12 protein-coding genes, 1 pseudogene and 1 riboswitch are annotated in these 15,065 nt (G+C 68.9%); of the genes and pseudogenes, 5 read left to right on the top strand and 8 right to left on the bottom strand.

The window, feature by feature from the left end; all coding sequences use genetic code 11:
• Positions 1-41: 41 nt before the first annotated feature.
• The 3 genes from ABZV38_RS18435 to ABZV38_RS18425 are packed head-to-tail and all read right to left on the bottom strand — an operon-like array spanning position 42 to position 3,975.
• Positions 42-836 (bottom strand): ferritin-like domain-containing protein, encoded by a 795-nt coding sequence (locus ABZV38_RS18435; protein ID WP_356328206.1) that lies wholly within the window; start codon positions 834-836, stop codon positions 42-44.
• The gene (locus tag ABZV38_RS18430; protein ID WP_356328204.1) at positions 836-3,151 is read right to left on the bottom strand and encodes an HAD-IB family phosphatase; all 2,316 of its coding nucleotides are present in this window, start codon (positions 3,149-3,151) and stop codon (positions 836-838) included. Before ABZV38_RS18430 ends, ABZV38_RS18435 begins: the two co-directional genes overlap by 1 nt.
• The gene (locus tag ABZV38_RS18425; RefSeq protein ID WP_356328203.1) at positions 3,148-3,975 is read right to left on the bottom strand and encodes a hypothetical protein; all 828 of its coding nucleotides are present in this window, start codon (positions 3,973-3,975) and stop codon (positions 3,148-3,150) included. The genes ABZV38_RS18430 and ABZV38_RS18425 overlap by 4 nt, the downstream gene beginning before the upstream one ends.
• A gap of 756 nt (positions 3,976-4,731) precedes the next feature.
• Between ABZV38_RS18425 and ABZV38_RS18420 the strand changes: the two genes are divergently transcribed.
• From ABZV38_RS18420 to ABZV38_RS18410, 3 genes are read left to right on the top strand one after another with little or no spacing between them, the layout of a single operon-like run.
• Positions 4,732-5,655 (top strand): SDR family oxidoreductase, encoded by a 924-nt coding sequence (locus tag ABZV38_RS18420; RefSeq protein ID WP_356328201.1) that lies wholly within the window; start codon positions 4,732-4,734, stop codon positions 5,653-5,655.
• Between the two features lie 40 nt (positions 5,656-5,695).
• Positions 5,696-6,424 (top strand): lysophospholipid acyltransferase family protein, encoded by a 729-nt coding sequence (locus ABZV38_RS18415; protein ID WP_356328199.1) that lies wholly within the window; start codon positions 5,696-5,698, stop codon positions 6,422-6,424.
• Positions 6,421-8,121, top strand: a complete 1,701-nt coding sequence (locus ABZV38_RS18410; protein ID WP_356328197.1) for an FAD-binding oxidoreductase — start codon at positions 6,421-6,423, stop codon at positions 8,119-8,121. The genes ABZV38_RS18415 and ABZV38_RS18410 overlap by 4 nt, the downstream gene beginning before the upstream one ends.
• A 310-nt stretch (positions 8,122-8,431) precedes the next feature.
• On the opposite strand, the pseudogene ABZV38_RS18405 reads toward ABZV38_RS18410, so the two are convergent.
• The 5 genes and pseudogenes from ABZV38_RS18405 to gcvT form a co-directional block, all read right to left on the bottom strand.
• Positions 8,432-8,655, bottom strand: a pseudogene (locus ABZV38_RS18405) (glucosamine-6-phosphate deaminase); the annotation flags it as partial.
• Positions 8,656-8,669: 14 nt separating this feature from the next.
• Positions 8,670-10,052 carry an L-serine ammonia-lyase gene (locus tag ABZV38_RS18400; RefSeq protein ID WP_356328195.1) on the bottom strand — a complete coding sequence of 461 codons (1,383 nt, stop codon included), beginning with the start codon at positions 10,050-10,052 and terminating at the stop codon, positions 8,670-8,672.
• Between the two features lie 156 nt (positions 10,053-10,208).
• A complete protein-coding gene (glyA, locus tag ABZV38_RS18395) occupies positions 10,209-11,468 on the bottom strand; it encodes a serine hydroxymethyltransferase (protein ID WP_356328193.1) in 1,260 nt (419 codons plus the stop codon).
• Positions 11,469-11,488: 20 nt separating this feature from the next.
• The gene (gene gcvH / locus ABZV38_RS18390; RefSeq protein WP_356328191.1) at positions 11,489-11,866 is read right to left on the bottom strand and encodes a glycine cleavage system protein GcvH; all 378 of its coding nucleotides are present in this window, start codon (positions 11,864-11,866) and stop codon (positions 11,489-11,491) included.
• A gap of 69 nt (positions 11,867-11,935) precedes the next feature.
• Complete coding sequence (gcvT, locus tag ABZV38_RS18385; RefSeq protein WP_356328190.1) at positions 11,936-13,051, bottom strand: glycine cleavage system aminomethyltransferase GcvT; 1,116 nt, start codon at positions 13,049-13,051, stop codon at positions 11,936-11,938.
• Between the two features lie 141 nt (positions 13,052-13,192).
• Positions 13,193-13,290: riboswitch (glycine riboswitch) on the bottom strand.
• Between the two features lie 158 nt (positions 13,291-13,448).
• Between gcvT and ABZV38_RS18380 the strand changes: the two genes are divergently transcribed.
• Together ABZV38_RS18380 and ABZV38_RS18375 are read left to right on the top strand one after the other, a co-directional pair.
• Positions 13,449-14,129 (top strand): AAA family ATPase, encoded by a 681-nt coding sequence (locus ABZV38_RS18380; protein ID WP_356328188.1) that lies wholly within the window; start codon positions 13,449-13,451, stop codon positions 14,127-14,129.
• A gap of 113 nt (positions 14,130-14,242) precedes the next feature.
• Positions 14,243-15,013, top strand: coding sequence for an enhanced serine sensitivity protein SseB (locus ABZV38_RS18375; RefSeq protein WP_356328186.1), 771 nt, complete (start codon positions 14,243-14,245; stop codon positions 15,011-15,013).
• Positions 15,014-15,065 lie beyond the last annotated feature (52 nt).

The raw sequence follows: 15,065 nt of genomic DNA, 5'->3' as shown, positions 1-15,065 counted from the left end.
AAGTCACGCCCTCAGTGACTAAAGCCGCTTCGACAACGGCATTAGGCAGCGATGCCGCGCTTGTCCATGGAGTCCTCGACTATGCGCAGCCCGTCCATGCCCGGCAGCTTCGCGATGTGCGAGTCGATGTCGCGGATGAGTCTGCGGCCCTCGGAGCCCGCGAAGAGGTGGGTCATGACGTGCGTGACCTCGCTCTCGGACATGACGCCCGAGCCGACCGGGCCCCAGGCCTTTTCGAGCGCGAACCGGGCGAACATGCGGGCCTTCTTGCTCGCCGCGAGCCGGTCACGCGCCTGCGATGCGTAGAACGCGACGTGCTTCGTCTCCTGCTGCGCGATCCGCCTCAGCAGCGGTACCAGCACCGGGTGGCTCTCCAGCGCGGCAAGCCGGTGGTACGCCGCGGTCGCCGACCACTCGTTCGCCGCGCCCCACGTCATGTGCACGGCGACGAAGTCATTTCCGACGAGCCGGCTCATCGCCGTCTGCTTCACCGTCCCCAAGCGGTCCTTCCAGCCGAGCTTCAGGCGTGTCGCCTTGAGCTCGTCGAAGTCGACCCGGATGCCGTGGCGCTCGAGCACGGCCGCGAGCGCTTCGCCGTGCCAGAACTCCTCGCGGTTCCACATCGTCATGAAAGCGCCCACCGCGGGCTCGTTGTGAGACGGGGTCGTCAGCAGATCACGCATGTAGCAGACCGTGTGGTATTCGATGTCACACATGTAGCGCAGCGTGCGCAGCGTCTGCTCGGGCAGCGGGTTGCGCTCGAACTCGTCGAAGTCGAGGTCGGCCCACTGCACGCCGGTGGAGTTCTGCGTGTACTTGTCTATGTCGAAAGCCATCAGTCACTCTTCTCGTCGGTGCGCGTCGGAATCGTCGCCCGTGCCGTGATGACGTCGCGGCGCACACCCGAACCGCCGCTCTTCCAGCGGTGGATGTTCCAGTTCCTCTTGTGCGACTCGCGCGTCAGTTCGGCGTCGGGGTTGATCGCCGAGGGCTTGCCCAGCAGCGACAGCCACGACAGGTCGGAGTGGCTGTCCCCGTAGCCGTAGGAGGCCGCGAGGTCGTAGCCGCCCTCCTCGGCGTACCGCCGAAGCCACGCGGCCCTCGCCTCGTCGACGAGCGGCGGCTTCGCGAGGTAGCCGGTGAGCACACCGTCCTTCACGTGCATGGAGCTCCCGACGACCTCGTCGAACAGGTCGGCGAGCGGAGCGGCGAGAAGGCCGATGGAGCCGGTGACCAGGACGGTGCGGTGACCCGCCGCACGGTGCTCGCGGATGCGCGCCAGGGCGTCCGCGCTCGTGTGCCGCAGCATCGTGTCGGCGTAGCCGCGCCGCACGACCTCCTCGAGACGGGCGATGGGCATGCCGCGGTAGCGGCGCAGGATCGCACGGATGAACTCGCCGCGGTCACGCTTCTCGGCGCGGAGGTAGCCGGGCAGTGAGGCGAGCAGGTCCGCTACCTCCTTCGGCCAGGCCGCCTTGCGGAAGCCTGAGGTGCGCACCCAGAGGTACTGCTCGACGATGTTGGAGTCGACGACGGTCCGTTCGAGGTCGAAGACGGCGAGTACGTCGGTACGCTGCTGCAGTTCGCGTTTCGGGCGGGCGTTCGCCGGCCGGACGGCCGTGGCCTTCCCGCGACGGTAGGCCGCTGTCAGCTCGCTCATGGCGGGGAGGTGCACCTTCTGCAGGTACTCCTCCCAGTCGATCCGCTCCACATCGAAGCCACGGTCCTCGCGCACCTCGGCCGGAAGGGCGTTGTTCAGCGCGCGGGTGTTGCGGTCGTCGAAGATGATCTCGGTCTGCGCATACGCGCGGTAGAGGTCGGTGAAGTTGCTGAGGGTGGCGATGCCGGCGCGCAGCTTGGCGTTCTCGGTTGCGAGAGCGCGCTTACGCTCGTCGTTCGGCATCAGCCGCAGAGCGGCGTCCCACAGGTCGGCCTTTTTCTTCGCCAGCAGAAGACGTCGGTTGAACTTGCGCTCGCCCGCGAACTTCCAGGTCGGTACCTTGACGAAGCCGTCGTCCTTGGGCAGCGGGTGCTGCGTGTAGTAGTCGCGTACGTTCTCGTGCATGCGGTGGAAAGGCAGCGGATTCGACGCGCCCGAGGCGATCTGGAAGTACTTCGGCTCGTCGACAGGGGTCGGGTTGGCCGCCGCGGCGAGGATGGCGTTGACGACGAAGTCGACGGGGATGACATCGAGGATCGAGTCGGGCAGTCCCGGGAAGTCCGGCAGCTGGCCGCGGCCGTAGGCGTAGATCAGCGGATCGGCGACCTTGAAGCCGTCGATCCAGCCGGGGAACGGATGTTGGAGGGCGCTCTCGATGATCGCGGGCCGGACCACCGAGAGCCGGTGTCCGGCCTCGCCCCAGAGGTCTTCCGCGGCACGTTCGGCGAGTGCCTTCGTCAGCGTGTAGACGTCGGTCCACCCCAGGCTCTGCGCGCGACGCCGGCCGGCGGCGACGAGGTGGGAACGCACCCACTCGCGCCGCGCGTTCTCGCTCGCGCGGGCCGCCGCGATCGGGCCCTCCTTGCCGTGGTTACCGCGGGCGCGGGACATGAACCGCTCGAGCTTCGCCGGCTCCCGCGAGGTGAGCTCGGTGCGCTCGTGGGCCTGCGTCGCCAAGGCCCACTCGGTGCGCCAGTCGACGTCGTGCTCGAGCTTGGCCTCGGGCACCACACCGCGACGGAGTCCCCCGACGTAACAGGTCGACACGTGGACGACGTGCGGGTCCGATCCGGAGGCGAGCAGAGCCTCGTAGAGGCTTACGGCGCCGTTGACGTTCGTGTCGAACGCCTCGTGGATGGGCGGGTCGAACGAGACGGTCGACGCCGAGTGGATGACGACGTCAAGGTGGGAGGGCAGCTCAGGAATGCTGGTCATGCTGCCGTCGAGCACTGTGATCCGCTCACGGACGATGCGCTCGGCCTCTTCGGCGCCCACAGCGTCCCGCCAGCGCTCGAATACGGGTTTGCGCAGAAGCTGCCGGAGCCGGTCCTGCCCGGTCTGGTTGCCCTTCCCGCGCACGAGGAGCGAGATGTGGGTGGCGGGGTGATCGGCGAGCAGCCGCTCAAGCACGGCCTGCCCGACGAAGCCGGTCCCGCCGGTCAGCAGGACATGCGCGTTGCCGAGTTCGGTCTTCGCGCTGTGCGTTATCACGGAAGGAGCCTCGATTCCACGGTGGATGCGACACCGGGACAGATGCCGGGGAGCGCGGCGACCATCGCGCGGATACGGCCCGCCTCGGCCCGTCCGCTCTGGTCGCCGAAGACATGGCGTTCGAAGAAGGTGCGCTCGTGCTTGGAGCGATCGACCGAGCCGAGCGGCCAGGCGGCGTGCCGGAGGGCGCGACGGGTGATGCGCTGGGCGCGGGCCGAGCGCCGGAGTCGCCGCTCCGCCTCCTCAGCGAGGAAGCGGATGTGGCGATGCTTGATCTCCACCACGGGGTTGATGATCGACGCCATGGCGGAGGACGCGCCGGCCAGACGCCGGTAGGCCGCCTGCGTGATCCATTCGTCCACGAGGCCCGTCGTCATGTGTTCGGCGACGATCTGCGTACCGGTGATGCTGGCGATGAGGGAGCGACGGATCGGGCCACGGCGTTCGCGGCGCTCCGCCAGTACCCACCGTGCCGGACCGGCGCTCGAAGGGAGGTCGCGGGCGGCGGGAGAAGCATCCAGGACGGCGTCGAGGGCGTCGGCGATCCAGAATCTCTCGAACATCCACGTGGTGAGGAAGGCGGTGACCCGGGCGTCCTTGTGCGTCGCCGTGACGAGGAGGTCGCGCACGCGGTGCAGCGTCGCACGTTCCATGTCGCGCAGCGCGCGAACGAGCCGGACGGATTCGGCGTCGAGCGGCTCTTCGGCGAGCGACCCAAGGTCGAGCGTTCCGCGGTGGCTGCCGTGTGCCGTACGGGCGAACTCACGCACGTCGAAGCCCGCTGTCTCGGGCGGCGCGGACGTCGCCTCGTCGTTTGTGTTCATGCACGGGCTTTCTGGGGCGGGAGCGGGGGTAACTCTGCAGAGGCCCCGGAACGTGCGAAAAGCTGTCGAGGGCTGTCACGTATGACCGGACAACCGGCGCATGTGTGACACGTGGCCCAGTTCCGCATGGAGGCGGATGGTGCGGCTGAAGGGATGATTCAGAGCAGACCGACCGATCATGACGGCCGGCCTGCTGTCTGTGTCGAGGCCTTTCACACTGATCGGCGGGGCGGTGCCGCGATCACGAGGGCCGGCCTGCAACCGGGGCGTTGCCGGATACAGCGCAGGTGGATCCAGTCGGCTGCCGGGTTCGACACCCTTGGCAACGGCGCCGACCGCCGCAACGCGAGCCCTGCATTTACCGGCCCCTGCTGGGAAGAACGAGAGATCCTGCGGTATCGGAGCAGCGTCTCGGCGTGTCAGTGCAGGCAGCGTGCGCCGGGCCTTGCTGGGCATCGCTCAGCCGCGCGGCCTTGTCCCATCGGAGAACTGCGCACTTTCGGCGGGACAACCCACGACGGCACAGCGCGCGATGAGGGCCTGTGGTCATAGGGCGATTCCTGAGTCCGCATGAGCATGTGCGGAAGCTCATGTCACAGGATCGATGCGTGCCCGGTCTAACGGTAATGAGCCGAGAAATGAAAGGTGTGTCATGCGCGAGGAGTCAGCCATCGGCTGCTGCGCGACCGTAGCAATTCACCTGGGTTGGCTCGTCGGGCATCGAACTCGGAAGCTCTCTCGGATCTTCAAGTTCCCATGCAGAAGCAGGTTGTTAACCAGGTGGCTCGGAAGGCCGGTGTCGGGCTCGACGGCGTGGACCCGCTCGCCACCCCATGTAATAGCTACGAGCGGGGAAGTTCGGATGTCGAGCAGATGCCATATGAAACTATGCTGAGCCGTACGGGAGTCGCACTTGTCACCGGTGCTACGTCGGGTATCGGAGCAGCGTTCGCGCGCGCTCTGGCAGACCGTGGATGGGACCTTGTCCTGGTGGCGCGCGACAGGGAGCGGCTCGGCCGGATGGCGGTCGAGCTCGAATCCCGGGGCCGTGCCGTCGAGTTGCTGCCCGCCGACCTGTCCGATCGCGCCAACGTCGAGCGTGTCGCCGCCCGGCTGGAGGACCCCGCCCGTCCGGTGGACATGCTCGTGAACAACGCCGGTTTCGGCGTGCACGCACCGATAACCTCGACCGACACCGCTCCGCACGACCGGGCGATCGAGGTCATGGGGCGCGTGGTGCTGGTGCTCGCCGGCGCCGCTGGGCGGGCCATGCGCGAACGCGGGCACGGTGCAATCGTCAATGTGTCGAGCACGGCTGGGTTCGTCACGATGGGGAGCTATTCGGCCGTCAAGGCCTTCGTGACCTCGCTCACAGAGGGACTGGCGAACGAGCTGCATGGAACGGGCGTCACCGTTACGGCACTTTGTCCGGGCTGGGTTCGCACGGAATTCCACGTGCGGGCCGGAATCCGGTCGTCGAGCATTCCGAACTTCCTCTGGCTCGACGCCGAGCGACTCGTCGAGACGAGCCTGCGCGACGTGCGGCGCGGACGGGTGATCTCCATGCCGAGCTTCCGGTACCGGTTGCTCATCTGGTTCACGCGTCATCTTCCGCGCCGCACGGTGCGATGGATCTCGCGACGGATCTCGTCCAGCCGCAACGACAGTCGTACTCACTGAAAAGAATCAGTGCGGGCGAGCCCGCACGGGAAGGAAGCGGATGCCCGCGACGATGCGCGACCGTTTCACCTCACGCTCTCACGCTGCGGCGCGTTTCGTCGCGCAACGGGGGCTGCTGAAGCCTATCGTCTGGAGCGTGACCAGCGTCACGGTACTTGGGCGCGAGCGCTTGGAGAACGTCGAGGACGCGTATGTCGTCGTCGCCAATCACGCTTCGCACCTCGACACGCCACTCATCATGGGCGCGCTGCCCCGCCGATTGGCGCGCTACCTCGCGGTGGGAGCCGCCGCCGACTACTTCTTCGACGTGTGGCGGCGGCGCGGCCTCACGGCTCTCTTCTTCAACGCCTTCCCGGTCGACCGCACCGGAGTGAACGCGCGCAGAGTGAGCGCCAAGGCTCTGCTGAACCGGGGAGTGCCGCTCCTGATCTTTCCCGAGGGCACCCGCTCGCGCGACGGATCGCTCGGGGCGTTCAAGCCGGGGGCGGCGGCGCTCGCCTCGTCGGCCCAGTTGCCGGTGCTCCCCGTCGCGGTCATCGGCGCGCATGCGGCGCATCCTCGCGGATCGAATTGGCCCAAACCGGGCCGCCTGCCAGTCGGGGTTGTCTTCGGCGAACCGCTCACTGCCTTTCCCGGAGAGTTGGTGAGCGACTTCACCGAACGCATCCGCTCGGCGATTGTCACCCTGGCCGAGGAGAACTCCGACCGCATCCTCGGCACGAATGCCACCGCACCTCACGTCCTCATACCTGAAGGAGACCGTCCGTGACCGAACCCACCTGCCGCACCGACGCAATTCGCACGGGTGATGTGAAACACATGAAGTGGTGGGGCTGGGGCGTGGAAGGCGTCGGCTTCCATCACGAGGACAAGCCCGGTTTCGCGCCGTTCGTACAGAAGGTCGTCGGTCTCGATCTCTGGGCGGGCGAGCGCACCGAACGGCCCGACTTCTCGGAGCTGAAGGTGCCGGCCTCAACGGCACCGGAGGAGTTCGTCACGGTCCTGAGCGGTATCGTCGGAGCCGAGAACGCCATCGTCGACGACATGTCACGGGTCGTCCACACGTACGGCAAGAGCCTGCGTGACCTGGTCCGCATCCGAGCCGGCGAGATCGCGCGCACCCCCGATGTGGTCGTCTACCCGGCCGACGAGGCAGAGGTGCAAAGGGTCGTCGACGCGGCCGTCGAGGCGGACGCCGTGATCATCCCCTTCGGGGGCGGCAGCAATATCGCGGGCAGCCTGGAGCCGCACGCGGACGAGTCGCGGGTGGTCGTCTCACTCGACCTCGGCCGCCTGCGCCGGGTGCTGGAGATCGACGCCGAATCCGGCCTGGCGCGCATCCAGGCCGGGGTGCTGGGCCCCGACCTGGAGACTCAGCTCAACCAGGATGGCTGGACGATGGGGCACTTCCCCGACTCGTTCACCCACTCGACGCTCGGCGGGTGGGTCGCCACGCGCTCGTCCGGCATGCAGTCGGACAAGTACGGCGACATCGCGGACATCGTCAAGGGACTGCGTGTCGTGCGGACCGGCGGGGTCCTCGTGATCCGTGCCGTTCCGAGCGCGTCGACCGGGCCGAGCGTGCGGGAGATGGTGGTGGGCTCGGAGGGGCGGCTCGGCGTCATCACCGAGGTCACGGTGCAGGTGCACCGGCTCCCCGAGAGGCGTGGCATCTACGCCTACTTCTTCAAGAACCTCGACCACGGCCTCGCCGCGATGCAGGAGATCGCCGAGAGCGACGTCTCGCCCTCGGTCACCCGTATCTCGGACGCGCACGAGACGCGCTTCTCGATGGCGACGAGCAAGGAGTCGAAGGGCATCCAGAAGAAGGCACAGGCCGGCCTCATGGCGTATCTCAAGAGGCGTGGCTGGAACCTCGACGAAATGTGCCTCTCCTTCATCGGCTTCGAGGGCGGTGACGCGCACGCGAAGCGGCAGAAGTCGATCACCGACCGGATCGTGCGCAAGCATCACGGCATCGGCGTCGGCAAGGGACCCGGTGCGCTCTACGACCAGAAGAAGTTCGATACGCCGTATATCCGCGACTTCCTGCTCGACTGCGGTGCCGCCGGCGACGTGAGCGAGACCGCCGGTCCGTGGTCGAAGCTGCGTGGCATCCATGCGGCGGTCTACGAGGCGGCCGACCGCGCCTACGAGAAGATCGGCCGCAAGGGCTGGACGATGTCGCACATGTCGCACTCGTACCACTCTGGCGCCTGTCTCTACTTCACTTTCGCCTTCGTGTTCGGTGACGACCCGCTCCGCGAGTACGACACGGTCAAGCACGCGATCCAGCAGGCGTTCGTCGACGCCGGCGGCACGATCTCGCACCACCACGGGGTGGGCCTGGAGCACGCGCCGTGGCTGGAGGAGGACATCTCGCCGCAGGGCGTCGCGGTCATGTCGGGCCTCTTCGACGCTGTAGACCCGGGTGGCAACTTCAACCCGCGCAAGATCGTGGTCTGAGCGCGGCGGTCCATGGGCCCGCGCGCGTGGGCGGTTCGCGGGCATGGGCGCGGCCACGCCGCGAACCAGGCGGATCACACACGGCCGCGTGTGATCCGTTTCGGCGCGGTCCGCTCCCGGTGCGCGCACGTCGAGAGTGGTCTGCGGACCGCTGGCATGCCACAAAGCCGAATCAGCCCTGGACGGCCGCGAGAGGCGGAGCTGGCCGCAGCGCTCGCGGAGGCCGACGATCAGATTTCCCTGATTCCGGACCCGCCGGTGTGCCTGGTGCTGTGCCAAGCGCTGATCGGCCGGAGCCGGCCCCGGGGACTCAGCGGGTCTCGGTGACCTTCGCCAGGGCACGCGGGGCATCCGGGTCCTGGCCGCGCGCGGTGGTGATCTCGGAGGCCGACAGCTGCAGTGGCAGGATCTGCAGGATTGGCTGGATCTCCTCGGGTACCCCCGAGGTCGGCACTACGAAGCCGGCGGAGGCGGCGTCGACCGCGGGTTCCCGATCACGACCAGGTCGGCGCCGCGGTCGCGCAGCCGGTGGACAGACGCCTTCCCCCTCAGCACTCGATGATGTTCACCGCGAGGCCACCCCGCGCCGTCTCCTTGTACTTCACGCTCATGTCCGCGCCGGTCTCCTTCATGGTCTTGATGACCTTGTCGAGGGAGACCTTGTGGTGGCCGTCGCCGCGCAGTGCCATCCTTGCCGCGGTGACGGCCTTGACCGCCGCCATGCCGTTGCGCTCGATGCACGGGATCTGGACGAGGCCGCCGACCGGGTCGCAGGTCAGGCCGAGGTTGTGTTCCATGCCGATCTCGGCGGCGTTCTCGACCTGTTCGGCGGAGCCGCCGAGGACCTCGGCCAGGGCGCCCGCGGCCATCGAGCAGGCGGAGCCGACCTCGCCCTGGCAGCCGACCTCGGCGCCGGAGATCGAGGCGTTCTCCTTGAACAGCATGCCGATGGCGCCTGCGGCGAGGAGGAAGCGGACGACGCTGTCCTCCTTCTCGGTCTCGGTGGCGCCGCCTGCCGCGAAGTTCATGTAGTAGTGCAGCACGGCCGGGATGATGCCCGCGGCGCCGTTGGTCGGAGCGGTGACGACGCGACCGCCCGCGGCGTTCTCCTCGTTGACCGCCATCGCGTAGAGGGTGATCCATTCCATCGCGTGGGCCTGCGGGTCGCCCTCGGCCCGCAGCTGGCGTGCGGTGTTCGCGGCGCGGCGGCGGACCTTGAGGCCGCCGGGCAGGATGCCTTCGCGGGACATGCCGCGCGACACGCACGCCTGCATGACGCGCCAGATGTCGAGCAGACCGGAGCGGATCTCGTCCTCGGTGCGCCAGGCGCGCTCGTTCTCCAGCATCAGCGAGGAGATCGACAGCCCGGTGTCCTTCGCGAGCCGCAGCAGTTCGTCGCCGGTGCGGAAGGGGTGCTTGAGGACGGTGTCGTCGAGAACGATCCGGTCCTCGCCGACCGCGTCCTCGTCCACGACGAAGCCGCCGCCGACGGAGTAGTACGTCTTCTCCAGGAGCGGGGCGCCCTCGTGGTCGTACGCGAAGATCGTCATGCCGTTGGCGTGGTACGGCAGTGCCTTGCGGCGGTGCAGGACCAGCTGCTCGTCGGCGTCGAAGTCGATCTCGTGCATGCCGAGGAGGTTGAGCCGCCCGGAGGCGCGGATCTCGGCCACCCGGTCGTCGGCGGACTCGACGTCGACGGTACGGGGGGACTCGCCCTCCAGGCCGAGCAGGACGGCCTTGGGCGTGCCGTGGCCGTGTCCGGTGGCACCGAGCGAGCCGAACAGCTCGGCGCGTATCGAGGCGGTGTGGGCGAGCAGGCCCTCGTTCTTCAGGCGGCGCGCGAACATACGGGCCGCGCGCATCGGGCCGACCGTATGGGAGCTGGACGGACCGATGCCGATCGAGAACAGGTCGAAGACCGAGATGGCCACGGGTGACTCCTCAGGGGTTGGTAGACGTCGTTGTCTGCCGGGTGGTGCGGTACGGACCGGTCGGTCCGAAGGGCAGCGGGACAAGGGATGGGGCACCGCGCTCACTGTCCAGTGTGCGCGGTGCCCCGCCTCAAACGTACAGAACCGCTTCCCGGACTACTTCAGGCCGGGGTACAGCGGGAACTTCTCGGCCAGCGCGATGACGCGGGCCTTGAGGTCGTCGGCGTCGTACGAGGGCTTCAGGGCCGACGCGATGATCTCGGCGACCTCGGTGAAGTCCTCGGTCTGGAAGCCGCGGGTGGCCAGGGCCGGCGTACCGATCCGCAGACCCGAGGTGACCATCGGCGGCCGCGGGTCGTTCGGGATGGCGTTGCGGTTGACCGTGATGCCGAGCTCGTGGAGCCGGTCCTCGGCCTGCTGGCCGTCCAGCTCGGAGTTGCGCAGGTCGACGAGGACCAGGTGGACGTCCGTACCGCCGGAGAGGACGGACACGCCGACCTCGGTGACGTCCGGCTGCACCAGACGGTCGGCGAGGATGCGGGCGCCGTCCAGGGTGCGCCGCTGGCGCTCCTTGAACTCCTCGGTCGCCGCAACCTTGAACGAGACCGCCTTGGCCGCGATCACGTGCTCCAGCGGACCACCCTGCTGGCCGGGGAAGACGGCAGAGTTGATCTTCTTGGCGAGCTCCTGCGTCGACAGGATGACGCCACCGCGCGGACCACCGAGGGTCTTGTGCGTGGTGGTCGTGACGACATGGGCGTGCGGCACCGGGTTGGGGTGCAGACCCGCGGCCACCAGGCCCGCGAAGTGCGCCATGTCGACCATCAGGTACGCGCCGACCTCGTCCGCGATGCGGCGGAAGGCGGCGAAGTCCAGCTGGCGGGGGTACGCGGACCAGCCGGCGACGATCAGCTTCGGCTTGGACTCCTTGGCCAGACGCTCGACCTCGGCCATGTCCACGACACCGGTGTCGTCCACGTGGTACGGGACCACGTTGTAGAGCTTGCCGGAGAAGTTGATCTTCATGCCGTGGGTCAGGTGACCGCCGTGGGCCAGGTTCAGACCCATGATCGTGTCGCCCGGCTTCAGCAGCGCGAACATCGCGGCGGCGTTGGCCTGCGCACCCGAGTGCGGCTGGACGTTCGCGGCCTCGGCGCCGAACAGCGCCTTGATCCGGTCGATGGCGATCTGCTCGACCACGTCGACGTGCTCGCAGCCGCCGTAGTAGCGGCGGCCCGGGTAGCCCTCGGCGTACTTGTTGGTGAGGACGGAGCCCTGGGCCTCCATGACCGCGACCGGAGCGAAGTTCTCCGAGGCGATCATTTCGAGGGTGGACTGCTGACGGTGGAGCTCGGCGTCGACGGCGGCGGCGACATCCGGGTCCAGCTCGTGGAGGGAGGAGTTGAGAAGCGACATCAGGTGGTCCCTTGGAGTCTTTAGTTGCCGGAGAACTCGGAGTACTCGTCCGCGGAGAGCAGGTCCTTCGGCTCTTCCGCGATGCGTACCTTGAACAGCCAGCCGCTCTCGAAGGGAGCGGAGTTCACCAGCGCCGGGTCGTCCACGACGTCCTGGTTGGAGGCGGTGACCTCGCCGGTCACCGGCGAGTACAGGTCGCTGACGGACTTGGTCGACTCCAGCTCACCGCAGGTCTCGCCCGCGGTCACCGTGTCACCGACCTCGGGGAGCTGGGCGTAGACGACGTCACCGAGCGCGTTGGCCGCGAACTCGGTGATACCGACTGTGGCCACACCGTCCTCGACGGCCGACAGCCACTCGTGCTCCTTGCTGTAACGCAGCTGCTGAGGGTTGCTCATGACCTGAATTCTCCTGTACGCGGGGGAGTGCTGATGAACGGTGGTCTTACGGGGTGAGACGCGACTACGTCACTTCTGGCGCTTGTAGAACGGCAGGGCCACGACCTCGTAGGGCTCGTGGCTGCCGCGGATGTCCACTCCGACACCCGCGGTCCCGGGCGCGGCGTGCGCGGCGTCCACATACGCGATGGCGATCGGCTTGCCGAGGGTCGGGGACGGGGCGCCGGAGGTGACCTGGCCGATGATCTGCCCCTCGGTGACGACGGAGAAACCGGCGCGCGGCACCCGGCGGCCCTCGGCGACCAGGCCGACCAGTTTGCGCGGCGGGGCGGTCTCGGCGCGCTCGGCGGCGGCCTCCAGCGCCTTGCGGCCGACGAAGTCGCCCTCCTTCTCGAACTTCACGACCCGGCCCAGGCCGGCGTCGAACGGCGTCAGCTCGGTGGTCAGCTCGTGCCCGTACAGCGGCATGCCCGCCTCCAGGCGCAGCGTGTCACGGCAGGACAGGCCGCACGGGATCAGGCCGTGCGGGGCGCCCGCTGCGGTGAGGGCCTGCCAGAGCTGCTCGGCGTGCTCGGGGGCGACGAACAGCTCGAAGCCGTCCTCGCCGGTGTAGCCGGTACGGGCGATCAGTGCGGGCACACCGGCGACGGTTCCGGGCAGGCCCGCGTAGTACTTCAGACCGTCCAGGTCGGCGTCGGTGACCGAGGCCAGAATGGCGGGGGACTCGGGGCCCTGGACGGCGATCAGCGCGTAGGCGTCGCGGTCGTCGCGCACTGCGGCGTCGAACCCGTCGGCGCGGGCGGTCAGCGCGTCCAGCACGATCTGGGCGTTCCCGGCGTTGGCCACGACCATGTACTCGGTCTCGCCGAGGCGGTAGACGATCAGGTCGTCCAGGATTCCGCCGTCCTCGGCGCAGATCATCGTGTAGCGGGCGCGGCCGACGGCGACGGTGCCGATGTTGCCGACCAGCGCGAAGTTCAGGAACGCCGCTGCCTGCGGGCCGGTGACGGTGATCTCGCCCATGTGCGAAAGGTCGAAGAGGCCGGCCTTCGTACGCACCGCATTGTGCTCGTCGCGCTCACTGGCATACCGCAGCGGCATGTCCCAGCCCGCGAAGTCGGTCATGGTCGCGCCCAGCGAGCGGTGCAGGGCGTCGAGGGCGGTGAGACGGGGGGCGTTGCTCATAGGTGTGGCTCCCAGGGCATGACGACGAGGACGATCCCTCCCCATCTGTCATCGGAACCTGAGAGGTTCGCCGAGAGACCCTGACGGGTTCGGCTTGCACCTTGGGTGGAGCCGCCGGGGCGACTCGCTTTTCAGATCTGCCTCATCCACGCGGTACGGGGCCTGAGAGATTCAAGGGAGGATCTTGCTCCTTCGGCGCCCGGCACAGGCAGTGGCCGGAACTCTCCCGCGCGGATTCAAGCGGCCTTTATGCAGTTGGCGGGGTCATCATCGCACGCATTACGGAAGAGTGGGGCGTCGGTACCCCGTGAGGGAAACGAAGGGTGGGACGGTTGTCTCGCATTGCCTTTTCTTTACACTTCGTGGGCAGGCGTGAGCGACCGACAGGGGGAGGGCGATGACGTTGCAGCGGTACGCGACGACCGCGGGGGTCGCGCACGGCGCGATGCCCGCGCAGCCGGACACACCTGTCCGGGAAAGCTTCGGCACGCACGCACCCGTCGTGCGCGATCTGCGCGAGCGCGCCGGGCGCAGCCCGGGCGGCCTGCACTTCGCCGCGGGCGATGTGGTGGTGGTCTCCGGGCTGCCCGGCAGCGGCAAATCGACGCTCATCCGGCGAGCGGTGACCGTACGGGCCATCGACTCCCAGGACACCCGGGACCGCTGGGCGCAGCGAGTGCCCCGCTTACTCCCGTACGCCCTCTACCGCCCGCTGGTCCGCGTCGCCCACTACTGGGGGCTCTGGCGGGCGCTGCGCTCCGGTGACTCGGTCGTGGTCCACGACTGCGGCACCCAGGCGTGGGTACGGGGCTGGCTGGCCCGGGACGCGCGACGCCGCGGCCGTGTCCTGCACCTCGTGCTGCTGGACGTCACCCCGCAGGTGGCGAGGGAGGGTCAGCGCGAGCGCGGACGCGGAGTCTCCGGTTACGCCTTCGCCCGGCACCGCAGGGCCGTCGGCAGGCTGCTGCGGGACACCGAGGCCGGCGCCCTGCCGCCCGGCTGCTGCTCGGCGGTGCTGCTGGACCGGGAGGCGGCCGGGATGCTGGCCCGGATCACGTTCACCGACCACCGCCGCTGAGGGCTGTCCGGCGGACCACGGCCGGGCAGCCTCCAGCACGGCCGCCCGTCGGCGCGGAGGGGCGCGCCGGAGTTACTGTTCTGCGGCAAGCCATGGGGTGAGAAGGGGAAGCAGTGGACATTCCGGCACCGGTCCAGACCCATCCGCAGGGCGGATGGCCGGCCAATGAGCTCGAAGAGGTACTCGGGGCCTCGCTCGGCAGCCCGGAAGCGGGCGGCCGGCTCGTCGAAGTGCTCGGCCGCAGCCACCTCTGGGTGCCGCTCCCCAACGGCGGCGGTCCCGATGCCCCGTCGCTCGACCTGCCGACGGTGGAGATCGAGGGCGCGGCGTACGTCCCCGTCTTCAGCTCCGAACAGCAGTTCCTGAGCTGCGTCGGCACCCATATGTCCTTCACCGTGGCGCCTGCCCGCGAATTCGCCCGCGGACTGCCCCCGCAGCTCGGCATCGCGGTGAACCCGGGCGGCGCCGTCGGCATGCCGTTGCCGCCGCCCGCCGTCGCCGAGCTCTGCCGCGCCGGCCGCACCTCGCTGGACGGGCCGGCCACCGGTGGACGTGTCCGGTTGTACGAGCCGGACTGGCAGGAGGAGCCAGTCGACTTCCTCGCCGCCGCGGCCGGCGAATTCGAGGAGAGCGGTGTCGTGCGCAGCGCCCGCCGCACGCTGGCCAGCATCGAGGGCGGCGACCCCGTCCTCTTCATAGGTGTCGAGTTCTCGACCTGGGACGGCGCCGGACGCAACGCCCCGATGGACGCCCTGGGGCGCGCACTCGGCCGGGTCGAGGTGCCCTGGCCGGTCAACCTGGTCCTGCTCGACGTGGCACAGGATCCGGTCGCCGACTGGATGCGGGCCAGGATCCGGCCGTTCTACCAGCGAGAGGGCCACTAGTCGGCCGGTACACCCCTTGCAGGAGCCCGGCGGCCGGTGCGCGACCCGTCGG

This window comes from Streptomyces sp. NPDC005181 (assembly GCF_040608395.1).
Classification (GTDB): domain Bacteria; phylum Actinomycetota; class Actinomycetes; order Streptomycetales; family Streptomycetaceae; genus Streptomyces.
This window is presented reverse-complemented; position numbering and strand designations above follow the sequence as displayed.